A 22,638-nucleotide genomic window follows, 5' to 3' on the forward strand; every position below is an offset into this window, starting at 1 on the left:
GGGGCCTAGACCTCTGGCGGCCACAGCCAAGCCGCGCCGCGCACGCCGGAGCTGTCGCCGTGGACGGCCTTACGGACCGGGGTCTCGAAGACGTCGGAGAACACGTGGGGACCGATGGCCGCCGGCAGGCGCTCGTAGAGAGCGTCGATGTTCGACATCCCGCCGCCCAGCACGATGACGTCCGGATCGATCAGGTCGCAGATCATGGCCAAGCCCCGGGAGAGGCGATCAACATAGCGGTCCAGCGCCGCCTCGGCCGCCGCGTCCTCGGCCTCGATCGCGGCCACGGCGTCCTGGCCGGTCGGGAACCCCGCGTCCCCGGCGAAGGCCGGCCCCGCGATCCAGGTTTCCAGACAGCCCTTGCGGCCGCACCAGCAGTCGCGACCGGGGTATTCCTCGGGCTTGGGCCAGGGCAGGGGCGCGTGGCCCCACTCGCCGCCGACGCCGTTGTGGCCCTCGACGATCTGGCCATTCACGACGACTCCGCCGCCGCAACCGGTGCCGAGGATCGCCGCGAAGACCACGGCCGCCCCCGCGCCGGCGCCGTCGGCGGCTTCGGAAAGGGCCAGGCAGTTGGCGTCGTTGGCCAGTCGAACCGGACGCGCCAGGCGCCGTTCGAGGTCGTCGCTGAATCGCTGGCCGTTCAGATAGATACTGTTGGCGTTGCGGATCAGGCCCGAGCGGGGCGAGATCGAGCCGGGGATGCCCATGCCCAGCCGGGCGCAGGTCGCGCCGGCCATGGATTCGGCGTCGGCCACGAGCTCGGCCACCACGTCCAGCGCCGCGTCGTAGCGCCCGGGATTTGGCTTTCGCACCCGGGCCACGAACGCTCCGGCCTCATCGAGCGCGGCCGCCTCGATCTTGGTGCCCCCGAAGTCGACGCCGAAACGGATCATTGAAAGAGACGCTCCTCGATCGCCGTCTTGAGCCGCGACCACTCGTCGATGCGGACGTGGCGGTCCGGCGCCGAGGGGGCGAGGGGGCGCAGGCGCTCGTCGCTGACCATCTGGAACCGTCCGACGTCCGGCGCCTTTTCCGCCACCGAATCCAGCTGCGGCAACAGGTCGTCTATGAACACCGCGCGGCCCGTCGTGCGGCCAGCCAGGTCGGCGGCGGGCGGTCCCTTGAGCCCGCTGTTGATGATCAGCGGATAGTCGAAGCCGTGGGTCTTCAGCCACTGGATGCGCGCCTGCCGGCCGTGCTCGGGCGCATTGGTGAGAATCACGACCTCGGCGCGGGTCGACAGGTCGGCCAGGGCGTCGGCCGCGCCCTCCGCCGGGGCCAGGACATCGGCGCCGTCGCGGAAGAAGTCGTCGAACAGCGCCTTGCCGGCGATGAGATCGATGTGTTCGGTCTCGCCAGGGCGATAGATGTTCTGGAACAGCGCGAAACGATCGACCCGCAGCTCGAAGCCGTGGCGTTCGACGAACGTGCCGAAACCGCGCATGAACTGAGCCAGGACCTCGTCGACATCGACGATGACCAGCGGCGAGGTCGGCGAGACGGCGCAGGCCTGGAGGTCTGAGTAGCGCGGTTCCATGAGCTTCGATTGGCCGGTGTTAACGCGATTAGCGGGGGCTTAAGGATATCCGTGCCATCAGGTTCTGGAAGACGGCGCGAATCCCTAGGCGTTGTCACGTGACCGTTTGGTCGGGGTAAGGATGACGAAGAAGGTCCTCATCGTGGAGGATAACGAGCTGAACATGAAGCTCTTTCATGATCTGCTCGAGGCCCAGGGGTACGAGACCCTGCAGACCCGCGAGGGTCTGTCGGCGCTGTCCATCGCCCGCGACAACAAGCCCGACCTGATTCTGATGGACATCCAGCTGCCCGAGATCTCGGGCCTGGAAGTCACCAAGTGGCTCAAGGAAGACGACGACCTGGCCCATATTCCGGTGGTGGCCGTCACCGCCTTCGCCATGAAAGGCGATGAGGAGCGCATCCGCGAGGGCGGCTGCGAGGCCTATATCTCCAAGCCCATCTCGGTGGTCCACTTCCTCGACACCATCAAGCGTCTGCTGGAAAGGCAACCCGCATGAGCGCGCGGATCCTCGTCGTCGATGACATCGAGGCCAATGTTCGCTTGCTCGAAGCCAAGCTGGTGGCCGAGTACTATGAGGTGTCGACCGCGATGGACGGGCCGACGGCCCTATCCATGGCGGCGCGCGACCTGCCCGACATCATTCTGCTGGACGTCATGATGCCCGGCATGGACGGCTTCACGGTCTGTCAGAAGCTGAAGGAAGATCCCGCCACCCGCCACATTCCGGTGGTGCTGATCACGGCTCTGGACGGCCGCGCCGATCGCATCCAGGGCCTCGAGGCCGGGGCCGCCGACTTCCTGACCAAGCCTATCGACGACGTGATGCTGTTCGCTCGCGTGCGCAGCCTGACCCGTTTCAAGCTCGTGATCGACGAACTGCGCCAGCGCGAGGCCTCCGGACGTCGCATGGGCGTGATCGCCGGCGCCGCCGCCCGTCTGGACGGGCAGGGCGGCCGGGTGCTGATCATCGATGACAACGAACGCCAGGCCCAAAGGGTCGCTGCGGAGTTGGGCGTCGAGCACCGGCCCGTTGTCGAGAGCGATCCCGAAAAGGCCAAGATCAGCGCCGGCGGTCCGGTCGACCTGGTCATCATCAACGCCGCCGCCCGCGGCTTCGACGGCCTGCGCCTGACCGCGGCCCTGCGCTCGGAAGAGCGCACCCGCCATCTGCCGATCCTGGCCATGGTGGATCCCGACGATCGCGCCCGCATGGTCAAGGCGCTGGAAATCGGGGTGAACGACATCCTGCCGCGTCCGATCGACCCTCAGGAACTGGCCGCTCGCGCCAGGACGCAGATCCGCCGCAAGCGCTACACCGACTACCTGCGCAACAATCTGGATCAGTCGCTGGAACTGGCCGTCACCGATCAGCTGACCGGCCTGCACAACCGTCGCTACATGACCGGCCAGCTCGACTCGCTGGTCAAACGCGCCACGATGGGCGGCGAGCCGGTCTCGGCCCTGCTGATCGACATCGACTTCTTCAAGAAGATCAACGACACCTTCGGCCACGATATCGGCGACGAGGTGCTTCGCGAATTCGCCCTGCGCCTGGCGTCGAACGTGCGCGCCATCGATCTGCCCTGCCGTTTTGGCGGCGAGGAGTTCGTGGTGATCATGCCGGAAACCAGCTTGGCCGACGCGCTGCGCATCGCCGAACGAATCCGGATGCATGTCTCGGGCTCGCCCTTCAAGGTCGCTCACGGCGAGGAGCTGTTGACGGTGACCATCTCAGTCGGCGTCTCGGCCACCAGCGGCGCGGGCGACACCCCCGAGGCCCTGCTGAAAAGGGCCGACGAGGGCGTCTACCAGGCCAAGGCCTCGGGGCGTAACGCGGTGGTCGGCAAGGCGGCCTGACGGCTTCACCCTGATCGTTGGCCGTCCAAGGCCGAGGCGCTTGCCCCACTTTTCGTTGGAAGTGGCTTTCCGTCCTTGCACGGATTATGCGCTCGGGTGAAATCTCCCGAATGAAAAAGACGCTTACCCTCGGTCTCGCCGTCGCCGCCATTTCGACGGCTTTCTCCGTCCAGGCCTCGACGATCTCGGTCAAACCGGATCCCAAGCTGGTCGTCGTGATCTCGATCGACCAGTTCAGCGCCAACCTCTACGCCCAGCATCGGCCCGAGTTCGTGGGCGGACTGAAGACCCTGAGCCAGGGGATTGTCTATCCCAACGGCTACCAGTCGCACGCGATGACCGAGACCTGCCCGGGCCATTCGACCTTGCTGACCGGCAAGCACCCCAACAAGACCGGCATCAGCGCCAACGACTGGTACGACCGCGCTGCGGGCAAGCAGGTCTATTGCCTGGGCGACCCTTCCGTGACCCTGGCCGATGACCCCAAGGGCAAGCCCGTCAGCCCGGCCAACCTGGTGGCCACCACCTATGGCGACTGGCTCAAGGCGGTCTCGCCCCGCAGCCGCGTATTCGGCGTTTCGGGCAAGGACCGCGGCGCGATCACCATGTCCGGGCATCAAGCCGATGGTCAGTTCTGGTTCCAGCCGGGCTTTGGCTTCACGACCTGGGTTCCTCCGGGCCAGACCGCCGAGGACCGCCTCAAGCCCGTCGCCGCCTTCAACGCCAAGCTGGCGGCGGATCTGAAGGCGCATCCTTACGTCTGGGATTACGCCAAGGCTTCGGCCGGCCGCTGCAAGGCGCTGGAGGCCGACTACGAGACCGGCGGGCGCTCCTGGCGCGCGGCGCTGCCGCTCGCTCCGGCGACCAGCCAGGCCGACAAGCTCCGCGACCTCTACGCCAGCCCGTTCACCGACCAGGCGACGCTGGATCTGGCCACGCGGCTGCGCGAAACCTACGGCCTCGGCGACGGACCGCAGGTGGACCTGCTGACCATCAGCTTGTCGGCCACCGACTTCATCGGTCATCGCTTTGGCACGCGCGGCCCCGAGATGTGCGACCAGATCGCGCGGCTGGATGATCGTCTGGGGGCGTTCCTCAAGAGTCTGGACAAGGTCAAGGGCGGGGTGCTGGTCGTCCTGGCCGCCGACCACGGCGGCGCCGACTTCGCCGAGCGCCTGCACGGCGAGGGCTATGACATGGAGCGCGTGATCGGAAAGCCGTGGCTGGCCAAGCTGAACGCCCAGGTTCGCGCCGACCTGAACCTGTCGTGGGATCCGCTGGTCGCAGATGGCGGCATCGATCAGATCTACGTCGTGGGTCCCGATCGCAAGACGCCGTCGATCACCGACCGCGCTCGGATCACCGCCGACGCCCTGGCGATCATCAACCGCGAGCCCGTCGTGGCCCAGGCCTTCGACGCCCAGGCCCTGCTGACGATGGAGCCGGCGCCAGCCGACGCCTCGCCCGAGGAACTGTCCGTGGCCGAGCGTATGCGGCGCAGCGTCTATCCCGGCCGCACGGGCGACATCCTGATCGCCTTCCGCCCGGACCGCGTGCCGTCGACGCCCGGACCGGCCTATGTCTCGACCCACGGCAGCCCCTGGGACTACGACCGCCGCGTCCCGATTCTGTTCTGGTGGAAGGGCGCGACCCCGCACGAGCGCGTCCTGCCGCTCGATACGGTCGACATCGCCCCGACGATCGCGGCGGCCACGGGCGTGAAGGCTCCGGCGGATCTCGACGGCCGATGCCGGCCGCTGGTCTATGCGCAGGGGTGCTGAGGCAGAAAGGGCGTTAGCAAGTCGCCAATCTTAAAGTGGTATGGCTGTGCACTTCTCTCTCGGAGGTGTAACTTGCCGGAGGCTTGGATTGGATCCGCCCTTGTCTGCCTGAACGCGCCGCTGGTGCTCATCCTGTGCTGGGGGTTCACCCGCAACGCTACACCGGTTCAGCGCGCCTGGATTAATCTCGGCTACGTCGTCGCGGCGATAGCGGCTTATTCTGTTTTGTTTTGGTTGGGCATAATGGCTTGGGAGCAGAAGCTGCCTGACTACATCCAGTCATCGCCCCTTTTTGGGCTCATCGCATATCTCGGAACCATTGCGATGTTCTTTCTGACTCTCGCCGTTCCTCTTTTCGCGGGACTTTTGATCTGGCGAGCCGTGGTCCTGATCATCACGCTTGTGCGAGCGAGAAAACAGAAACGCCCGGCTATCGCTAGCCGGGCGTCTTGATGTCGTAGCGAGAAAAGCGATCTTACTTGATCTTGCCTTCGCGGAATTCGACGTGCTTGCGCACGACCGGATCGTACTTCTTCAGCACCATCTTTTCGGTCTTGGTGCGGGCGTTCTTCTTGGTGACGTAGAAGAAGCCGGTGTCCGCCGTCGAGTTCAGGCGGATCTTGATGGAAGCCGGTTTGGCCATGGTCGAATCCCTGCGGTGGTCGCGCAGGTTCCCGCGCGCTGGAAATAAGAGGCGCGGAACATACTCATCGGAGACTCAAAGTCAATTCCCGAAAGGACGGGCTTAGAGATGCGTCAGGCGTCTCTGGCCGTTCAGGAAGCGCATGAAGGGCGCGGGGCGTCCGGTCTCCGCCAGGCGCTGGCCGACCTCATGCAGCACGAAGCGGGTGATGTTGGGCAGGTCCAGGGCCATGGCCTCCTGGAAGTCGACCCAGGCGATCTCGTCCAGCTCGCCGCAGTCCGGGCGGCGATCCAGCGATAGCAGCGCCTCGGCCGGGGCCATGAAGAAGCGGGCGTCGAAGCGGCGCGGCCGATAGGGCGGGGTGATGGCGCGCGCCACGAAGCTGAGCGGCAAGAGGTCAGGCAGGGCGCCTTGGGCCAGGAACGGCCGCCAGGGTCCCGCGCCGGGGCGCTCTGGGGCAGGCTTGGCCAACAGCAGGCCGGTCTCCTCGAAGGTCTCGCGCACAGCCGCCAAGGCCAGGGCGCGGGCCAGGCGGGCGGGCTTTGGATGGCGGGATTCCAAGGCCAGCCGCGCGGCGACCTCGGGCGCGAGCTCCGAGGCGCTGGGGGCGTCATAGTCGGTGCGATCGACCCTACCGCCGGGAAACACCCACTTGTCTGGCATGAAGGCGTGGCCGTGGTTGCGGCGGCCCATCAGCAGCCGGGGCGAGGGCCCGTCGGTGCGGACGATGATCACCGTCGCCGCGTGCTTGGGCCTCAGCGCCGCGCCCGTCTCGCGCACGGCGCCGTCGTTGATCGTGTCGAATTTGGCGTCGATCGGCGGCAGGCTCATGCGCCGAGGTTAGACCGATCGCGCGTCGTGAAAAGGCCGACGTAACGTCAGGCGTTTTCCGAGCGGGCCGCCCGCGCCGCGAACCACGGGGTGATGCGCCGCAGCGCCTCCTCGACCTCCGCCGTCGACACCGCGAAGCTGAATCGGATGAAGCGGTGGCCCTCCACGGGGTCGAAGTCGACGCCCGGGGCGGTGCAGACGCCGGTGTCGTGCAGCAGGCCCGTGCAGAACCCCAGCGAGTCGTCGGTCAGGTGGCCGATGTCGGCCCAGATGTAGAAGGCGCCGTCCGGCGGGGCGATCCTGCGCAGGCCCAGCGCCGGCAGGGCGTCGAGCATCAGCGCGCGATTGACGCGGTAGACGTCGATATGGCCTTCCAGCTCGTCGATGCAGTCCATGGCCGCCAGACCCGCGTGCTGGCTCAGCGAGGGCGCGGTCAGGAAGAGATTGCCGACATAGGCCCGGGCGCGATCCAGGTCCTCGCCCTTGGGCGTCAGCAGCCAGCCCAACCGCCAGCCGGCCATGCTGAAGTACTTGCTGAAGCTGTTGACGATCAGGGCGTCGGGCGCGAACTCCAGCATCGAGGGCGTGCGGCCCGCATAGCTGAGGCCGTGATAGATCTCGTCGCTGATGACGCGGATCCCGCGCTCGCGGCAAACCTTGGCGATCGCCTCCAATTCATCGGGCGCGATGATCGTGCCGGTCGGATTGGCGGGGCTGGCGATGATCACGCCGGCGGGAGCGGGGTCGAGCGCGGCCAGATGCCGGGCGGTCAGCTGGAAACGATCCTCGGGGCCGCAGGCGATCTCGATCGGCTCCAGGTGCAGCGCCTTGATCGTGTTGCGATAGGCGACATAACCGGGCCGTGCGATCGCGATCCTGTCGCCGGGTTTGAAGACGCTGGACAGCGCCAGAACGAGCGCCGGCGAGGCGCCGCAGGTCAAGACGATCCGCTCGGGCTCGACCTGGACGCCATACAGGGCCTGGTAGCGCTCGGCGATCCGCGCGCGCAGGGCCGGGCTTTCCCAATAGCCCATCGCCTCGGCGTCGAGGATCTCGTGAGCCTTGGCCAGCGCCTTGCTGGGCGCGCCGGTCGAGGGCTGGCCGAACTCCATATGGATGATCGAGCGGCCTTCCATCTTCAGCTGATGGGCCAGGCGGCTGATGGCGATGGCGTGAAAGGGTTCGATCTCGGCGCGCATTAGCGCCGCTTACCGCGCCGCACGCCCTTGGGCAAACCCCCGCGCGGCTTGACCGCCGCCTGGCGCCGCGCGCCGAGCCGGGGGCGCGGCATCTTCGGGTCGGGCGGCAGCGGGTCGCTGAGCATCTCGAACAGCAGGCCGCCGGTGACGGGCGTCGCCTCGACCAGCTTGACCTCGACGCCCAGGCCCAGCGGCCAGCGCTTGCCGGTCCGCTCGCCGACCAGGGCGTGCATCTTGTCGTCGTGGACGAAGAACTCCGCGCCCAGCGACGAGACCGGCACGAGGCCGTCGGCGCCGGTGTCGGTCAGCTTGATGAACAGGCCAAACCGCGTAACGCCGGTGATCCGGCCCTCGAAGGTCGCGCCGACGCGATCGGCCAGGAAGGCGGCGATGTAGCGGTCGGTGGCGTCGCGCTCGGCGGCCATGGCCCGGCGCTCGGCGTGGGTGATCACTTCGGCCGTATCCTTGATCTGGGCGATGTCCTGATCGGTGAGGCCGTCGTCGCCCAGGCCCAAGGCCCGGATCAGGCCCCGGTGCACGATCAGGTCGGCGTAGCGGCGGATCGGGCTGGTGAAGTGGGCGTACTTGGCCAGGTTCAGGCCGAAGTGGCCGATGTTCTCGCTGCTGTAGTGGGCCTGCATCTGGGTGCGCAGGACCACCTCGTTGATGATCGCCGCGTTGGGGCTCTCGCGCGTCTCGTCCAGCAGCTTGTTGAAGCGGTCGGTGCGCGGCGCCTCGCCCTTGTTCCAGCGGATCTCCAGGGTCTGCAGGAAGTCGGCGAGGTTCTGCACCTTCTCTAGGCTGGGCGTATCGTGCACCCGGTAGATCAGAGGCGAGCGCTTGGCCTCCAGGCTCTCGGCGGCGCAGACATTGGCCTGCACCATCATCTCCTCGATCAGCTTGTGGGCTTCGAGGGACGCGCGTTTTGTGATCGAGGCGATCTCGCCGTCGCGGATGATGATCCGACGTTCGTCGCTCTCGATGGCCAGGGGCGAGCGGGCGTCGCGGCCGATCTTCATCGTCCGGTAGGCGTCCCACAGAGGTTTGAGGATCGGCTCCAGCAGCGGACCGGTCTTGTCGTCCGGTTGACCGTCGATGGCGGCCTGGGCCTGCTCGTAGGACAGCTTGGCGGCCGAGCGCATCAGGCCGCGCGTGAACTTGTGGCCCTTCTTGCGGCCCGACTTGTCGAAGACCATCCGCACGGCCAAGGTGGCGCGGTTCTCGCCCTCGCGCAGAGAGCAGAGACCGTTCGACAGCGTTTCGGGCAGCATCGGCTCGACGCGGTCGGGGAAGTAAACGCTGTTGCCCTTCTCGCGGGCGTCGCGGTCCAGGGCCGAGCCCGGGCGCACATAGGCGGCGACATCGGCGATGGCGACCCAGACCACGAACCCGCCCTTATTGGTCTCGTCGTCGTCGGGATGGGCGTAGACCGCGTCGTCGTGGTCGCGGGCGTCCACCGGGTCGATGGTCACGAAGGGCAGGGTGCGTAGGTCCTCGCGACCGGCCAGCGTCGGCTCGACGGCGGCTTTAGCCTCCTGCTCGGCGGCCTCGGAGAAGCCGGTGGGGATGCCGTGGCTGTGAATGGCGATCAGCGAGGCGGCGCGGGGGTCGTTCTCGGTCCCGATCACCTCCAGCACCTTGCCGGGCTTGGGCCCATACCGGCCGCCATGGGTCCCGACCTGGGCGAGCACCAGGTCGCCGTCCTTGAGGTCGTGGGCGACGCTGGGATCGAGGACCAGGCTGTCCTTCGACTTGCGGTCGACCGGCTCCACGCGGATCTCGCGGCGATGCTTGCGAATGACGCCCAGGATCTTGTGGGCGCTCTGGCCCAGCTTCTTGATCAGCTTGGCCTCGAACTCGCCGGTTTCCAGCCGCTCGAAGCGGACCAGCAGACGATCGCCTAGGCCCGGCGCGCCCGCGGCGGCCTCGCCCTTGCCGGGCGCGAGGCGGACGTTCGGCACGTCGTCGTCCGACTTGGTCAGCTTCACATAGAGCTCGCCGTCGCCGTCGCGCTCGACCACGTCGGCCACCCCCACGGGCGGCAGGGAGCCGGCCTCCGCGAAGCCCTTGCGGCCGCGCTTGGCCAGCGCCCCTTGGGCTTCGAGCTCGCGGATCATCTCGCGCAAAGCCCGGCGATCGGCCCCCTTCAGCCCGAAGTGCCGAGCGATGTCGGCCTTGCCGGTCTCGCCCGCGTCGCGCAGGAACGCCAGCAGAGTCTCGCGGTCGGGCAGGCCGGCGGGAGGGCGCGGCTTGACGGTCTTGGTCGGGCGAAGTTTGGCCATGTCCTGCCTTAACGCGTTCGGCGGACTTAGGGAAACACGGGGTTGGGTAAGTCCGCCATAGCCGACCTCCCCGGCATTCGCCGGGGAAATCGGATGAAAGGAGCCTAGTACAGATCCTCGATCGACTTCGGCGGCGGCGGATCAGCGGGTTTGGACGCGGCGGCGGCCGGGGTCGCCGGCGTGGCCGTGGTCGCGGGCGCCGTCTCCACGGCCGGAGCGGGAACCTCCTGCTCGGGGGTCTCAACCTCGACGGCCTTGGGCTTGGGCTTCTCGACCGGGGGCGGTTCGTAGGCGAGGGCCGGGGTGGCGTCCTTGACGGGCGCGCCCGACACCTCGGCCGCCGGAGTCTTGGAGGTCTCGGCGCCGCCTCGATCGACCTTCATGGCATTGACCAAGCCCATGGCGAAGCCGCCGACGCAGCAGGCCAGCAGCGCCGCGACGACGACGTTCAGGGGCAGGGGCCGTTCCAGCGTGGTCATGGTCGAAGTCTACTCCTCCGCGCGCCGGCTGGATAGGCTCAGGCCTCGTCGTCCCAGGGCGCCGCGCCATCGTCCGAGGTCTCCGCGACCTTCGATTTCGCCGGAGCCTTCTTGGTCGCGGGCTTCTTGGCGGCCGGCTTCTTCGCGGCCGTCTTCTTGGCCGGCGCGTCGCCTTCGGCCTTGGCCTTCGTCTTGGAGGCCGCGGCCTTCTTCGCCGGCTTCTTGCCGCCGCCCTTGGCCGCCCGTTCGGCGATCAGGGCCACGGCTTCCTCCAGCGTCAGCGCCGCCGGATCCTTGCCCTTCGGCACGTTGGCGTTGGTGTCGCCGTGCTTGATGTAGGGACCAAAGCGGCCGGACAGCACGCGGACGGGCTTGCCGTCCTCGGGGTGATTGCCCAGCTCGGCCAAGGCCGCCGCCGCGCCGCGTTGCGGACGCCCGCCGCCGGCGCGCTTGTCGGCCAGGATGGCGACGGCGCGGTTCAGGCCCACGTCGAACACCTCGTCGGCGTTCTCCAGATTGGCGTAGGTGCCGTCATGCAGCACGAACGGCCCGAAGCGACCCAGGCCCGCCGTGATCGGCTTGCCGTCGTCGGGGTGCTTGCCCACCTCACGCGGCAGGGACAGCAGGCGCAGGCCCTTTTCCAGGTCCATGGCCGAGGCGATCCAGCCTTTGGGCAGGGACGAGCGCTTGGGCTTGTCGCCCTCCGCCGCCAGCTCCTCGACATAGGGTCCAAAGCGGCCGTTCTTCAGCCAGACGGCCCGGCCCGTCTCCGGATTGACGCCCAGTTCCTTGTCGGCGCTCTCGGCCTCGCCGTCGCCTTCGGAGACGCCCAGCTGGCGCGTGTAGCGGCACTCCGGATAGTTCGAGCAGCCGATGAAGGCGCCGAACTTGCCGGTCTTCAAAGAGAGCTGCCCCGTGCCGCAGGTCGGGCACAGGCGCGGGTTGGAGCCGTCGCCCTTGTCGGGGAAGATGTGCGGACCCAGGGCCTCGTTCAGGGCGTCGAGGACATTGGTGGTGCGCAGCTCGGCGATCTCGCCGACGGCGGCGTGGAAGTCCTTCCAGAAGTCGCGAAGGAATTGCTTCCAGTCCAGCTTGCCGTCGGAGACGAGGTCGAGCTGCTCTTCCAGGGCGGCCGTGAAGTCGTACTCGACATAGCGCTTGAAGAACTGCTCCAGGAACGCCGTGACCAGGCGGCCCTTGTCCTCGGGGACGAAGCGCTGCTTCTCCATGCGGACATATTCGCGGTCGCGCAGCACGCCCAGAACCGAGGCGTAGGTCGACGGACGGCCGATGCCCAGCTCTTCCATCTTCTTGACGAGGCTGGCTTCGGAATAGCGCGGCGGCGGTTCGGTGAAGTGTTGGTCGGCGCGGGTGTCGATGACCTTGGCCGCCGCGCCCTCGGTGATGGCGGGCAGGCGGGCGCTATCCTCGTCGCCCTCGTCGTCGCGGCCTTCCTCGTAGACCGCCAGATAGCCGGGGAACTGCACCACCTGACCGGTGGCGCGCAGGCCCGTCTTGCCGTCGGCGCTTTCCAGGTCGACCGTGGTGCGCTCGATGCGGGCGCTTTCCATCTGCGAGGCGATGGTGCGCTTCCAGATCAGTTCGTAGAGGCGACCCAGCTCCGGCTCCAGGCGCAGCGAGCCGGGGTTGCGACCCATGGCGGTCGGACGGATGGCTTCGTGGGCCTCCTGGGCGTTCTTGGCCTTGGACTTGTACAGCCGCGGGGCGTCCGGGACGTACTCCTTGCCATAGACATTGCCGATCACGGCGCGCGCCTCGGCGATGGCTTCCGGTGCCATCGAGACGCCGTCGGTCCGCATGTATGTGATCAGGCCGACGGTCTCGCCGCCGATGTCGACGCCTTCGTAGAGCTTCTGCGCCGCTTGCATGGTGCGCTGGGCGCTGAAGCCCAGCTTGCGGGCGGCTTCCTGCTGCAAGGTCGAGGTGGTGAAGGGCGGGGCGGGCGAGCGCTTGCCGGGCTTCTTCTCGACCGCTTCGACCTTGAACGTGGCGGCCTGCACGGCGGCCTTGGCGGCCAGGGCCGAAGTTTCGTTGCCGAGGTCGAACTTGGTGAGCTTCTTGCCCTCGTGCTTGACCAGACGCGCCAGGAACGGGTCCGAGCCGGCCGAGACATCGGCCTCGACGGTCCAGTATTCCTGGGTCTTGAAGCGCTCGATTTCCAGTTCGCGGTCGACAACCAGGCGCAGGGCGACGGACTGAACGCGGCCGGCCGAACGGCTACCCGGCAGCTTGCGCCACAGCACGGGCGAAAGGGTGAAGCCGACCAGATAGTCGAGGGCGCGGCGGGCCAGATAGGCCTCGACCAGCTCCATGTCGAGGTCGCGCGGGGCCTTCATGGCCTCGGTCACGGCGGTCTTGGTGATGGCGTTGAAGGTGACGCGCTGGACCGACTTGTCCTTCAGCGCCTTCTTCTTGTTGAGCACTTCCAGGACGTGCCAGCTGATCGCCTCGCCTTCGCGATCCGGGTCGGTGGCCAGAATCAGGCGGTCGGCCTTCTTCATGGCGTCGACGATGTCGCTGACGCGCTTGGAGGCCTTGGCGTCGACTTCCCAGCTCATGGCGAAGTCGTTGTCGGGCTCCACCGAACCGTCCTTCGACGGCAGATCGCGGATATGGCCGTAGGAAGCGAGAACCGTGTAGTCGGACCCGAGGTACTTGTTGATGGTCTTGGCCTTGGCCGGGCTCTCGACGACGACGACGTTCATTCTGACTCTTGTTCAGGAAAAGCGGATCGCCCTGGAGGCGAGCGCCGGAAAGTGGGGGCTTCACCGGGGGTCTGTCAACGTGACGCCCCAATAAACAGCCGAGCCTGGACGTCTGGTAGGCGGTTGTTAAGACCGTTGCGCGACAGTGTTGTCGCTAGTTTTGCGACCGCATCGAGCCAATGGACCTGACCGTCAACCGGATCGCCACCGAGGCCTACGTCTCGCCGATCCAACCGATCAAGCCCGTGACGTCCAACGCCGAACGCGCGGAGATCGCCGATCGGCTGAAGCAGGCCGTGCGCGCCGCCCCCGCCGCGGGTACGGGGCTGAAGCTAGACATCACCGTCTAGTTTTCATTTTAGGACCAGGATCTGGTCCTTCTCTCCTAGCTGAACCATTCGCCCATTTCCTGACGCGGAGCCGTGGTCCACAGACGTTCGGGCCGGCGCATCGGTCCGTGGCGTGGCGAGCAGATGGCGCGGTGGAGACGACGGGGCGGAAGAGGCGCGGCCTTGATCGTGAGCCTCGCCGCGCATGTCGCGGCCGTCGCGGTGCTTTTCGCCGCCCATGTGACGCCGACCCCGCCCGAACCCCGGTCGGTTCAGGTGTCGCTGGTCGATCCCCCGCCGCCGCCTCCACCCCCGCCGCCGCCTCCCGCGCCGCACGAAGCGCCCAAGTCGCCGGCGAAGGCGCCCAAGAAGAAGCCTTCGCCGGAAAAGCCGAAGGCCACAGCCAGGGCCGCCCCTCGGTCCCCGCTCCGCAAGACCAAGGCTCCCATCCCCAAGGACGTCACACCGCTGCCGGCCAGCGCCAAGCCGGCCCCGGCGCGGCTGATGGGCCTGGGGGACTCCGAGCTGCAGGGCGCCGCCACCGCCGGCTCGGGCGCGGGCGGCGGAGGCGGCGGGGCGGGCTGCGACATGGTTCGGCTGCTGCAGGAGGGCCTGCGGAAGAATCCCCGCGCCCGCGCCGCTCTGATGCGGGCCCATGCCGAGACCGTCGGCTTGGGCCGCACGCCATTGCTGTGGAGCGGCGACTGGGTGCGCACCGACGGCGAGGAAGGCGACGGCCTTTCGGGTCTGCGCGAGATGATCATGATGGAGGTCGCCTTCGCCCCGGCGGCCTGCAAGGCCGAGCCGATGCGCGGCCTAGTGCTGATCTCGCTCAACGACGGCCCCGGCGGCGCGAGGTTCGCCCTGGGCGGCGGCCGCTGGCGATGGTCCGACCTGCTGTTCGCCAAGGGCGCGCGGCGGGCTGGAGGTTAAACGCCCGCCACCAATCCGCCGTCCAGCAACTCGGCCCGACCCGCCAGGCTGAGCTCGACCAGGGCCGCCATCACCGCCGAGGCTGGGGCGGCGGCCGCGCGGACCAGATCGTCGCGCGAGATAGGCGTCGGCGAAAGCAGGGCGGCGACCCTTTCACGCAGGGCGTCGTGGTCGATATCCGCGTCAGGCTGGGGGTCGTATCCGTGGTCGCGCTCGCGCAGGTGAGTGTGGCCGGACAGCGACCGCAGGACGTCCTCGGCGCCCTCGCACAGAATCGCGCCTTGGCGGATCAGGTCGTTCGTGCCCTTCGAGCGCGGATCCAGCGGCGAGCCGGGCACGGCGAAGACGTCGCGTCCCTGCTCGGCGGCCAGGCGGGCGGTGATCAGCGAACCCGACTTCAGCTCGGCCTCGACCACCACGACACCCAGTGACAGGCCGGAGATGATGCGATTGCGGCGCGGGAAGTCCTTGGCCTGCGCGCGGCGATCGGGCGCGCTTTCGGAGACGATGCAGCCCTCGGCGGCGAGGCGGGCGTGCAGCTTGTCGTGTTCGGGCGGATAGACGTCGCCGACGCCCCCGCCCAGCACGGCCACGGCGCCGGTCTTGAGCGAGCCCTCGTGGGCGGCGCCGTCGATGCCGCGCGCCATGCCCGACACGACGACATGGCCGGCGGTTCCAAGATCCGTGGCCAGTTGCCTCGCGAAGCGCTGCCCGGCCGCCGAGGCGATGCGGGCGCCGACGATGGCGATGCTGGGTTCCGACAGCAGTTCGGCGCGGCCCAGGGCCCACAGGACCGGCGGCGGCGGGTCCAGGGCGGCCAGCCTGGGCGGAAAATCGGGTTCGCCGCCACAGAGCAGACGCGCGCCCAGCTTCGCGCCGGCCTCGAGTTCGCGCTCGATCGCGTCGCGGGGCGGGAGGGACAACGGTACGGCGCGGCCGCCGCGTCGGGAGAGATCGGGCAGAGCCGACAGCGCCCGCTCGGGCGTGCCGTACCGCGTGATCAGGTGCTCGAAGGCGACGGGGCCGACGGTCTCGGTGCGCGCCAGCCGCAGCCAGGCGAAGCGCTGGATGTCCGAGAGCCGGCCTGGAATCACGGCGCGCCGGTGACGGGAGGCGGTTCCTCCGCGCTCTTCTTCTGGCCGATTCTCGGCTCCTGGCCCTTCAGCAGCCGGGCGATATTCTCCCGGTGACGGATGAAGATCAGGACCGCCATGAACAGGCAAAGGCCCAGCATCGGGTAGGGCTGGTCGAAGGCCAGGGCGAACGGCGCGGCCAGCACGGCCGCGGTGAGGGCCGCCAGCGAGCTGATGCGGAACAGGAACGCCATGGCCAGCCACGTGACGGCGGCCGCCACGCCCACGGGCCAGCAGGCGCTGAGCAGCACGCCGTAGAAGGTCGCCACGCCCTTGCCCCCCTTGAATTTAAGCCAGACGGGAAACAGGTGGCCGAGGAACGCCGCGCCGCCGGCCAGGGCGATCACAGCCGGATCGCCATGGGTCAGGAAGCGGGCCAGCAGCACCGCGACGATCCCCTTGCCGGCGTCGCCCAGCAGGGTGATGGCCGCCAGGTCCTTGCGTCCGGAGCGCAGCACATTGGTCGCGCCGATATTGCCCGAGCCAATCTTGCGAATGTCGCCCGCGCCGCCGAGACGCGTGGCGATCAGCCCGAACGGGATCGACCCGAGCAGGTAGCCTCCGATCACGGCGATCGCGAGCGTCAGGTAGGTGGCGGCGGCGAGATCTTGCACGGAGTCGACCTTAGGGCGAGTTGCGCGCGAGTTCAACCGCGACGCAAGCGTGAGTTGCGCCTTAGGTTTAGGGCAGACTCACGAAGAGGGCAAAATAGCCGTTGGCGCCGCTACAACCCCCGCAGCAGACTCACCAGCGCCGCGGCTTGCGGCGTGAACGCGAGCGGCGGGATCAGGACCGTACTGAGCACGATCGCGCCGACGCCCCAGGCATAGGCGGGGTGAACGCGCTTGCGGACGATCAGGTCGGCCACGGGTCCGGCCAGGGCGAACGCCAGGATGACCGCGAACATCACCGCCGGCGCCGCCGCGCCAAACGATCCCATCGGCAAGAGTCGGCCAAGACCCGGTCCCAGGATCGAGACGGTGGCGCAGAGCATGAGACGCTTATGCCATTCGGCTTTGCGGCGAAGCGCGATCCCGCCAGCGACCAGCCCGCCAAACGTCAGGATGCCGAGGACGTTCATGACCAGGAAGATGGTCGGCGGAAAGAACGCCGGGACCCTGTGCGCCGGAAAGGCGGAGATCGTCGCGGCCAGGCCCATGACGACCATCAGACCGGCGAGCGCGGCGCCGGCCAAGCCGACCTGCCTGTGCAGCTTTATCGAGCCGCGCGCCACGAAAGCCGGCTGAGCCACGAACACCAAGACCCAGCAGGTGAAGACCGCGCCGTGGATATGGAACAGCAGCGGTAGGCCCGGCGGCGCGAAGTCGTCGGGAACGGTCTGGCCAAAGCCGCCGATGAACACCGCGGCCATCAGCAGCGACATGATCAGGTAGAAACGCCGGCCGACGTTGGCGGCGGGCCGGCGGCCAGCTTCGATCGCGGTCATCTGGGGATCCCGAACTCTCGCCGGCGGACTGTGCGGGAGGATCGGGTCATTTACAATGGGCGAACGATGATCTTTGAGTGACGCGACCCTGGCGGATCAGCCCTCGGCCCGGTGCGCGACCCGGCCGTCGACCACGGTCATCAGCACCTGGCCCTGCAACCGACGCCCATCGAACGGCGAGTTCTTGGACTTCGACAGCAGCCGCGCCGCGTCGACGATGATCGGGGCGTCGATGTCGCACAGCACCAGGTCGGCGGGCGCGCCGGGGGCGATGCGGCCGCCGCGTAGGCTCAGCAGCTCCGCCGGGGCGAGGGTCACGGCGCGGATCAGGTCGACCATGGCGATGCGATCGTCGTGGTACAGCGACAAGAGGGCCGGCAGCAGGGTCTCCAGACCCACGGCGCCGGGAACGGCCTCGTCGAAGGGCAGGCGCTTGTCCTCGGCGGGGGCCGGGTTGTGGGCCGAGACGACGATATCGATCAGACCGCTGGCCAGCGCCTCGATCAGCGCCTGGCGGTCGTCTTCGCCGCGCAGGGGCGGGTTCAGCTTGGCGAAGGTGCGATAGTCGCCGATGTCCAGCTCGTTGAAGGACAGGTGGTTGATCGACACCGAGGCGCTGATCCGAAGCTTCTTCTTCTTGGCGCGATCCAGGGTCTCCAGCGCTTGCGCCGAGGTGATTTGATCGACCAGCAGGCGTCCGCCGGTGGCTTCCAGCAGGGCGACGTCGCGTTCGAGCATGATCCGCTCGGCCATCGGCGAGACCGACGGCAGGCCCATGCGGCCGGCGAATTCGCCCCCAGTGGCCGCGCCGCCCCGCGCGAGCCATGGGTCGACCGGACGGTGGGCCAGCAGCGCGTCGAAGCCCTTGGCGTAGGTCAGGACCCGCAGCATCACCTTGCTGTCGACGATCGGCTTGCCCGCGTCGGTGAAATAGACGCAGCCGGCTTCGCGCATGAGGCCGATCTCGGCCATCTGCTCGCCGGAAAGGCCCTTGGTCGCCGCACCCGCCACCAGGATCCGGGCGCTGTCGATGTCGCGCGCCCGTCGTAGGATGAAGTCGACCATGCTGGGGTCGTCGATGGCGGGGGCGGTGTCGGGCTGGACCACGAACGAGGTGACGCCGCCGGCGGCCGCGGCCTTGGCCGCGCTGGCCAGGGTTTCCTTGGTCTCGGCCCCGGGTTCGCCCGTCCGGACGCGCAGGTCGATCAGGCCGGGGGCGAGCAGGGCGCCGCCGCAGTCGATGACCCGAACGGCCTTGCTCAATTTGCCGAATTCGCGGCCCTTGGCGACGTCGGCGATGACGCCTTCGGAGACGATGACGCCGCCTGGACCGTCATAGCCGCTTTCCGGATCGACGAGGCGGGCGTTGACGAAGGCCAGGGGCTGAGAGACGGGCGATTTGCTCATTGGCTGGCCTCCAGGCGCGCGGCGAGGCTGGTCAGCACCGCCATCCGGGCGGCGACGCCCATCTCGACCTGGTCCTGGATCAGGCTGACGGCCGGATCGTCGGCGACGTCGCTGTCGATCTCGACGCCTCGGTTCATTGGACCTGGGTGCATGACCTTGGCTCCGGGCGCGGCGCGGGAAAGTTTTTCCCGATCAAGCCCGTAGAAACGGAAGTACTCGCGGGTCGATGGCACGAACGCGCCCTGCATCCGTTCCAGCTGCAAACGCAGCATCATGACGACATCGGCGCCGGCCAGGCCCGACTTCATGTCGTGATGGACGGTAACGCCCCAGCGTTCGGCCTGGGCCGGCATCAGGGTCGGGGGACCGACAAGGCGCACGCTGGCCCCTAGGGTGTGCAGCAGGGCGACGTTCGAACGGGCCACGCGGCTGTGCAGAACGTCGCCGCAGATCGCCACGCTCAGGCCCGAGACCCGGCCAAACGCGCGACGGATCGACAGCGCGTCCAGCAGGGCTTGGGTCGGGTGTTCGTGCTGGCCGTCGCCAGCGTTGATCACGCTGCCGCTGACCTTCTGGCTCAGCAGGCTAGCCGCGCCCGAGGAGGCGTGACGGATGACCAGCAGGTCCGGGCGCATCGCGTTCAGCGTGACCGCCGTGTCGATCAGGGTCTCGCCCTTGGCCACCGACGAGGTCTTGGGGTTCATGTTGACCACGTCGGCGCCGAGGCGTTTCCCGGCCAGCTCGAACGAGCTCTGGGTGCGCGTGCTGTTCTCGAAGAACAGGTTCATCAGCGTCCGGCCCTTCAGGATGTCGAGCGTCTTGGACGTCTGGCGATTGAAGGCGACGAAGGCCTCGGCCAGATCCAGCAGATCCGCCGCCTGGGGCGCGTTCAGGTCCCCGGCGGAGAGGAAATGGCGCTTGGGAAACGCAAAGACGCGGGCGCGGATCGCGTCGATCGCGGCGCGGGCGGGATCATGGGCTGGAGCCGTCATGAGCCCGCCTCATAGGCGGCTTTGGGGAGGAAGGAAAGGCTTCCCCCGCCCGACAGGCTCCGCGCTGCTTCCGCTCCAAGCCGGCGGGGCGCGCGCGAGCCTACAGCCCCCGCAACCGCTCTAGCGCGCCTTGCAGGATCCAGCCCGCCGCCATCTTGTCCACGACCTCGTCGCGACGCTTACGAGAGACGTCGTGTTCGTCGATCAGCACCCGCGTCACCGCCGCCGTCGACAGGCGCTCGTCCCAGAAGGTGATGGGCAGGTCGGGCTTCAGGCGCAGAATGTTGCGCGCCAGGGCGCGGTTGCTCTGGCAGCGGACGCCCTCCGTGCCGTCCATGTTCATCGGCAGGCCTACCACGATTCCGACCGCCCCCCGGCTGTCCATCAGCTTGAACAGCGTCTCGGCGTCCTTCGTGAACTTGGTCTTTTCGATCAGCGCCAAGGGGCTGGCGACGGTGCGGGTGACGTCCGAGACGGCCACGCCGATGGTCTTCTCGCCGGGGTCCAGGCCCACGATCGGGGCGTACTGGGGCAGGGCGGCGGCGAAGTCTTCGATGTCGAGAACGGGCATGGCTCTCTTTATCAGGAGCCGCGCGGCTTGAAACCTCGCCTCCGGCCTAGTAACCGACGCGTTCGAATTTCAGGAGATCCCCATGGCCATTGACGCCGCCACGGTGCGGAAGGTCGCCCGGCTCGCCCGCATCGCCGAACCCGAAGAGCGCATCGAGGCCTTGGCTCAGGAGCTCAACGGCATCATGACCTGGATCGAGCAGTTGGCCGAGGTCGACACCGACGGCTGCGAGCCGTTGACCAGCGTCGTGGCCTCCGGTCTGCCGATGCGCGACGACGTCGTCACCATGGGCGGCGATCCGGCGCGCGTGACCAGCAACGCGCCCAAGTCCGTGAACAACTTCTTCGTCGTGCCGAAGGTGGTCGAGTAATGAGCGCCCTCACGAAGCTGACCCTGGCCGCCGCGCTCGACGGCCTGGCCAAGCGCGAATTCACCTCCGTCGAACTGACCAAGGCCCACATCGAGGCCGTCGAGGCCGCGCGCCCCCTGAACGCCTACATCCTGGAGACCCCGGAAAAGGCGCTGGACATGGCCTCCAAGTCCGACGCCCGCCGGGCGCTGGGCGAGGCCGGCCCGCTTGAAGGCGCGCCGCTGGGCGTCAAGGACCTGTTCTGCACCGAGGGCGTGCGCACCACGGCCTGCTCGAAGATCCTCGAGACCTTCACGCCGACCTACGAGTCGACCGTGACCAGCCAGCTGTGGCGCGACGGCGCGGTGATGCTGGGCAAGCTGAACCTCGACCAGTTCGCCATGGGCTCGTCGAACGAGACCAGCTACTTCGGTCCGGTCACCAACCCCTGGCGCGCCAAGGGTTCGGACAAGGCCCTCACGCCGGGCGGCAGCTCCGGCGGTTCGGCCGCCGCCGTCGCCGCCGACCTGTGCCTGGGCGCCACGGCCACCGACACCGGCGGTTCGATCCGCCAGCCGGCCGCCTTCACCGGCACCGTGGGCATCAAGCCGACCTATGGACGCTGCTCGCGCTGGGGCGTCGTCGCCTTCGCCAGCTCGTTGGACCAGGCCGGCCCGATCGCCAAGACCGTCGAGGACGCGGCCCTCCTGCTGACCTCGATGTCGGGTCACGACCCCAAGGACTCGACCAGCCTGAACGTGCCGGTTCCGGACTTCACGCAGTTCGTCGGAAAGTCGGTGAAGGGCCTCAAGATCGGTATCCCCAAGGAATACCGCGTCGACAACATGCCGGCCGAGATCGAGAAGCTTTGGCAGGACGGCATCGCCTGGCTGAAGGACGCTGGCTGCGAGATCGTCGACATCAGCCTGCCGCACACCAAGTACGCCCTGCCGGCCTATTACATCGTGGCCCCGGCCGAGGCCTCGTCGAACCTCGCCCGCTACGACGGGATGCGCTACGGCCTGCGGGAAGAGGGCGCGAACCTCACCGAGATCTACGAGAACACCCGCGCCGCCGGCTTCGGCGACGAGGTCAAGCGCCGCATTCTCATCGGCACCTATGTGCTGTCGGCCGGCTATTACGACGCCTACTACCTGAAGGCCCTGAAGGTGCGTCGCCGCATCGCCGAGGACTTCGACAACGCGTGGACGAAGTGCGACGCGATCCTCACCCCGACCGCGCCCTCGGCGGCGTTCGGCTTGGGCGAGAATTCGAACGATCCGATCGCCATGTACCTGAACGACGTCTTCACGGTGACGACGAACCTGGCGGGCCTGCCGGGCCTCTCCCTGCCGGCTGGTCTCGACGCCAATGGTCTGCCGCTGGGCTTGCAGATCATCGGCAAGCCTCTGGACGAGGCGACGGTGTTCTCGGTCGCCGGGGCGGTCGAGAAGGCCGCTGGCTTCAAGGCCAAGGCCGAGAAGTGGTGGTGATCTAAGGAAAAGGGCGGCTCCTGAAAGAGCCGCCCTTCTTCTTTAGTGGTTTGGATTACATCGGGTTCGCGGTGTCCGGAACCGTCTGACGCTGCGGCGCGGCCGCGGGCGGGGTCACCAGAGGCGGCTGCGCGGCCACGACCGGCGCGGGCGCCGCCACGACGGGCGGAGACGCCGGGACGGTGGCGCTGACGTTGGCCGAAGCGCTTTCGGCGTCCGGAGCGCGTTCGCTCGCGCTGCTTCGGTGAGAAGCCGTAGCGGCCTTCGACTGGACGCGCGGCGTCGAGGGAGACGCCTTCGTCGCGGGGGCGTTCGAGGCTAGTTCCGTCGGCTTAGTGGCCGGCGCCGGCGTTTCGGCGGCTTCGACAGGGGCGGGCGTGGCCGTTTTCGGCGCGGCCGTCGCGGCGGTCGCGCTCCTCAGCGACGCCGGATCGGTCGGGGCGTCGCGATGGTCGGCCATTGAAGCCCAGATCAAGCCGCCGGCGACGATGGCCAGCACCGGCGCGCCGACCATGAGGGGCAGGTTGCCACGGGTCTTGCGCGAGGGCTTTCGAGCATAGACCGGCTGATTGGGAAACAGAGCCGAAGCATTCGGGTCGGTCGAAACCATCGGTTCCGCCGTATCGAAATTAAGAGTGGGGCG

At 68.2% G+C, this 22,638-nt stretch carries 23 protein-coding genes; 8 read left to right on the forward strand and 15 right to left on the reverse strand.

What is annotated here, in order from left to right; genetic code table 11:
• Positions 1–5: 5 nt before the first annotated feature.
• Together FCU40_RS04500 and FCU40_RS04505 are read right to left on the reverse strand one after the other, a co-directional pair.
• Positions 6–896 (reverse strand): ROK family protein, encoded by an 891-nt coding sequence (locus FCU40_RS04500; protein ID WP_168073153.1) that lies wholly within the window; start codon positions 894–896, stop codon positions 6–8.
• Positions 893–1,540: a hypothetical protein gene (locus FCU40_RS04505; RefSeq protein WP_004620044.1), complete on the reverse strand. Its 648-nt coding sequence runs from the start codon at positions 1,538–1,540 to the stop codon at positions 893–895. The genes FCU40_RS04500 and FCU40_RS04505 overlap by 4 nt, the downstream gene beginning before the upstream one ends.
• Before the next feature lie 121 nt (positions 1,541–1,661).
• Between FCU40_RS04505 and divK the strand changes: the two genes are divergently transcribed.
• The 4 genes from divK to FCU40_RS04525 all read left to right on the forward strand — a co-directional run bounded on the left by divK (position 1,662) and on the right by FCU40_RS04525 (position 5,634).
• Positions 1,662–2,039: a cell-cycle response regulator DivK gene (divK, locus tag FCU40_RS04510; RefSeq protein WP_004620046.1), complete on the forward strand. Its 378-nt coding sequence runs from the start codon at positions 1,662–1,664 to the stop codon at positions 2,037–2,039.
• On the forward strand, positions 2,036–3,400 hold the full coding sequence (locus tag FCU40_RS04515) for a PleD family two-component system response regulator (protein WP_004620047.1): 1,365 nt from the start codon (positions 2,036–2,038) through the stop codon (positions 3,398–3,400). The genes divK and FCU40_RS04515 overlap by 4 nt, the downstream gene beginning before the upstream one ends.
• A gap of 110 nt (positions 3,401–3,510) precedes the next feature.
• Positions 3,511–5,181, forward strand: coding sequence for an alkaline phosphatase family protein (locus FCU40_RS04520; RefSeq protein WP_168073155.1), 1,671 nt, complete (start codon positions 3,511–3,513; stop codon positions 5,179–5,181).
• A 72-nt stretch (positions 5,182–5,253) separates the two neighbouring features.
• Entirely contained in the window at positions 5,254–5,634 is a 381-nt protein-coding gene (locus FCU40_RS04525) for a hypothetical protein (protein ID WP_168073157.1), read from the forward strand.
• A 22-nt stretch (positions 5,635–5,656) separates the two neighbouring features.
• On the opposite strand, the gene rpmG is transcribed toward FCU40_RS04525, so the two are convergent.
• The 6 genes from rpmG to topA form a co-directional block, all read right to left on the reverse strand.
• Positions 5,657–5,824 carry a 50S ribosomal protein L33 gene (gene rpmG, locus FCU40_RS04530; protein WP_004620056.1) on the reverse strand — a complete coding sequence of 56 codons (168 nt, stop codon included), beginning with the start codon at positions 5,822–5,824 and terminating at the stop codon, positions 5,657–5,659.
• 102 nt (positions 5,825–5,926) lie between these two features.
• Entirely contained in the window at positions 5,927–6,655 is a 729-nt protein-coding gene (locus FCU40_RS04535; RefSeq protein WP_168073159.1) for an NUDIX hydrolase, read from the reverse strand.
• Positions 6,656–6,702: 47 nt separating this feature from the next.
• Positions 6,703–7,854: an aminotransferase class I/II-fold pyridoxal phosphate-dependent enzyme gene (locus tag FCU40_RS04540; RefSeq protein WP_168073161.1), complete on the reverse strand. Its 1,152-nt coding sequence runs from the start codon at positions 7,852–7,854 to the stop codon at positions 6,703–6,705.
• Positions 7,854–10,136: a ribonuclease R gene (gene rnr, locus FCU40_RS04545; RefSeq protein ID WP_168073163.1), complete on the reverse strand. Its 2,283-nt coding sequence runs from the start codon at positions 10,134–10,136 to the stop codon at positions 7,854–7,856. Before rnr ends, FCU40_RS04540 begins: the two co-directional genes overlap by 1 nt.
• Before the next feature lie 104 nt (positions 10,137–10,240).
• Positions 10,241–10,615: a hypothetical protein gene (locus FCU40_RS04550; RefSeq protein ID WP_168073165.1), complete on the reverse strand. Its 375-nt coding sequence runs from the start codon at positions 10,613–10,615 to the stop codon at positions 10,241–10,243.
• A gap of 38 nt (positions 10,616–10,653) precedes the next feature.
• The gene (gene topA / locus FCU40_RS04555; protein ID WP_168073167.1) at positions 10,654–13,341 is read right to left on the reverse strand and encodes a type I DNA topoisomerase; all 2,688 of its coding nucleotides are present in this window, start codon (positions 13,339–13,341) and stop codon (positions 10,654–10,656) included.
• 179 nt (positions 13,342–13,520) lie between these two features.
• Between topA and FCU40_RS04560 the strand changes: the two genes are divergently transcribed.
• Together FCU40_RS04560 and FCU40_RS04565 are read left to right on the forward strand one after the other, a co-directional pair.
• A complete protein-coding gene (locus FCU40_RS04560; protein ID WP_004620069.1) occupies positions 13,521–13,691 on the forward strand; it encodes a hypothetical protein in 171 nt (56 codons plus the stop codon).
• A gap of 123 nt (positions 13,692–13,814) precedes the next feature.
• Complete coding sequence (locus FCU40_RS04565; RefSeq protein WP_168073228.1) at positions 13,815–14,603, forward strand: hypothetical protein; 789 nt, start codon at positions 13,815–13,817, stop codon at positions 14,601–14,603.
• Here FCU40_RS04565 and dprA read toward each other — a convergent pair.
• The 6 genes from dprA to ruvX form a co-directional block, all read right to left on the reverse strand.
• Entirely contained in the window at positions 14,600–15,697 is a 1,098-nt protein-coding gene (dprA, locus tag FCU40_RS04570) for a DNA-processing protein DprA (protein ID WP_168073169.1), read from the reverse strand. The two genes, FCU40_RS04565 and dprA, sit on opposite strands and share 4 nt — an antisense overlap.
• Positions 15,694–16,350: a glycerol-3-phosphate 1-O-acyltransferase PlsY gene (plsY, locus tag FCU40_RS04575; protein ID WP_168073171.1), complete on the reverse strand. Its 657-nt coding sequence runs from the start codon at positions 16,348–16,350 to the stop codon at positions 15,694–15,696. The genes dprA and plsY overlap by 4 nt, the downstream gene beginning before the upstream one ends.
• Before the next feature lie 110 nt (positions 16,351–16,460).
• Positions 16,461–17,183: a hypothetical protein gene (locus tag FCU40_RS04580; protein WP_168073173.1), complete on the reverse strand. Its 723-nt coding sequence runs from the start codon at positions 17,181–17,183 to the stop codon at positions 16,461–16,463.
• Between the two features lie 96 nt (positions 17,184–17,279).
• Entirely contained in the window at positions 17,280–18,590 is a 1,311-nt protein-coding gene (gene pyrC / locus FCU40_RS04585; protein WP_004620078.1) for a dihydroorotase, read from the reverse strand.
• Positions 18,587–19,582 carry an aspartate carbamoyltransferase catalytic subunit gene (locus FCU40_RS04590; protein ID WP_168073174.1) on the reverse strand — a complete coding sequence of 332 codons (996 nt, stop codon included), beginning with the start codon at positions 19,580–19,582 and terminating at the stop codon, positions 18,587–18,589. Before FCU40_RS04590 ends, pyrC begins: the two co-directional genes overlap by 4 nt.
• A 100-nt stretch (positions 19,583–19,682) precedes the next feature.
• A complete protein-coding gene (gene ruvX, locus FCU40_RS04595) occupies positions 19,683–20,153 on the reverse strand; it encodes a Holliday junction resolvase RuvX (protein WP_168073175.1) in 471 nt (156 codons plus the stop codon).
• An 82-nt stretch (positions 20,154–20,235) separates the two neighbouring features.
• Between ruvX and gatC the strand changes: the two genes are divergently transcribed.
• Positions 20,236–20,523 carry an Asp-tRNA(Asn)/Glu-tRNA(Gln) amidotransferase subunit GatC gene (gene gatC, locus FCU40_RS04600; protein WP_004620088.1) on the forward strand — a complete coding sequence of 96 codons (288 nt, stop codon included), beginning with the start codon at positions 20,236–20,238 and terminating at the stop codon, positions 20,521–20,523.
• Positions 20,523–21,995: an Asp-tRNA(Asn)/Glu-tRNA(Gln) amidotransferase subunit GatA gene (gene gatA / locus FCU40_RS04605; RefSeq protein ID WP_168073177.1), complete on the forward strand. Its 1,473-nt coding sequence runs from the start codon at positions 20,523–20,525 to the stop codon at positions 21,993–21,995. Before gatC ends, gatA begins: the two co-directional genes overlap by 1 nt.
• 55 nt (positions 21,996–22,050) lie before the next feature.
• Here the strand turns inward: gatA and FCU40_RS04610 are convergent, their stop codons facing one another.
• Complete coding sequence (locus FCU40_RS04610) at positions 22,051–22,605, reverse strand: hypothetical protein (RefSeq protein ID WP_241693544.1); 555 nt, start codon at positions 22,603–22,605, stop codon at positions 22,051–22,053.
• Positions 22,606–22,638 lie beyond the last annotated feature (33 nt).

Source organism: Caulobacter sp. SSI4214 (genome assembly GCF_012184455.1).
Lineage (GTDB): Bacteria > Pseudomonadota > Alphaproteobacteria > Caulobacterales > Caulobacteraceae > Caulobacter > Caulobacter vibrioides_E.

Bases quoted from the DNA above. Each gene is read 5' to 3' on its own strand.
- FCU40_RS04550 (WP_168073165.1), bottom strand. From the start codon at position 10,615: ATGACCACGCTGGAACGGCCCCTGCCCCTGAACGTCGTCGTCGCGGCG.
- FCU40_RS04535 (WP_168073159.1), bottom strand. From the start codon at position 6,655: ATGAGCCTGCCGCCGATCGACGCCAAATTCGACACGATCAACGACGGC.
- FCU40_RS04565 (WP_168073228.1), top strand. From the start codon at position 13,815: ATGGCGCGGTGGAGACGACGGGGCGGAAGAGGCGCGGCCTTGATCGTG.
- FCU40_RS04560 (WP_004620069.1), top strand. From the start codon at position 13,521: ATGGACCTGACCGTCAACCGGATCGCCACCGAGGCCTACGTCTCGCCG.
- divK (WP_004620046.1), top strand. From the start codon at position 1,662: ATGACGAAGAAGGTCCTCATCGTGGAGGATAACGAGCTGAACATGAAG.
- gatC (WP_004620088.1), top strand. From the start codon at position 20,236: ATGGCCATTGACGCCGCCACGGTGCGGAAGGTCGCCCGGCTCGCCCGC.
- ruvX (WP_168073175.1), bottom strand. From the start codon at position 20,153: ATGCCCGTTCTCGACATCGAAGACTTCGCCGCCGCCCTGCCCCAGTAC.
- rnr (WP_168073163.1), bottom strand. From the start codon at position 10,136: ATGGCCAAACTTCGCCCGACCAAGACCGTCAAGCCGCGCCCTCCCGCC.
- pyrC (WP_004620078.1), bottom strand. From the start codon at position 18,590: ATGAGCAAATCGCCCGTCTCTCAGCCCCTGGCCTTCGTCAACGCCCGC.
- FCU40_RS04500 (WP_168073153.1), bottom strand. From the start codon at position 896: ATGATCCGTTTCGGCGTCGACTTCGGGGGCACCAAGATCGAGGCGGCC.
- FCU40_RS04520 (WP_168073155.1), top strand. From the start codon at position 3,511: ATGAAAAAGACGCTTACCCTCGGTCTCGCCGTCGCCGCCATTTCGACG.
- FCU40_RS04515 (WP_004620047.1), top strand. From the start codon at position 2,036: ATGAGCGCGCGGATCCTCGTCGTCGATGACATCGAGGCCAATGTTCGC.
- FCU40_RS04590 (WP_168073174.1), bottom strand. From the start codon at position 19,582: ATGACGGCTCCAGCCCATGATCCCGCCCGCGCCGCGATCGACGCGATC.
- FCU40_RS04540 (WP_168073161.1), bottom strand. From the start codon at position 7,854: ATGCGCGCCGAGATCGAACCCTTTCACGCCATCGCCATCAGCCGCCTG.
- FCU40_RS04610 (WP_241693544.1), bottom strand. From the start codon at position 22,605: ATGGTTTCGACCGACCCGAATGCTTCGGCTCTGTTTCCCAATCAGCCG.
- rpmG (WP_004620056.1), bottom strand. From the start codon at position 5,824: ATGGCCAAACCGGCTTCCATCAAGATCCGCCTGAACTCGACGGCGGAC.
- topA (WP_168073167.1), bottom strand. From the start codon at position 13,341: ATGAACGTCGTCGTCGTCGAGAGCCCGGCCAAGGCCAAGACCATCAAC.
- FCU40_RS04505 (WP_004620044.1), bottom strand. From the start codon at position 1,540: ATGGAACCGCGCTACTCAGACCTCCAGGCCTGCGCCGTCTCGCCGACC.
- gatA (WP_168073177.1), top strand. From the start codon at position 20,523: ATGAGCGCCCTCACGAAGCTGACCCTGGCCGCCGCGCTCGACGGCCTG.
- FCU40_RS04580 (WP_168073173.1), bottom strand. From the start codon at position 17,183: ATGACCGCGATCGAAGCTGGCCGCCGGCCCGCCGCCAACGTCGGCCGG.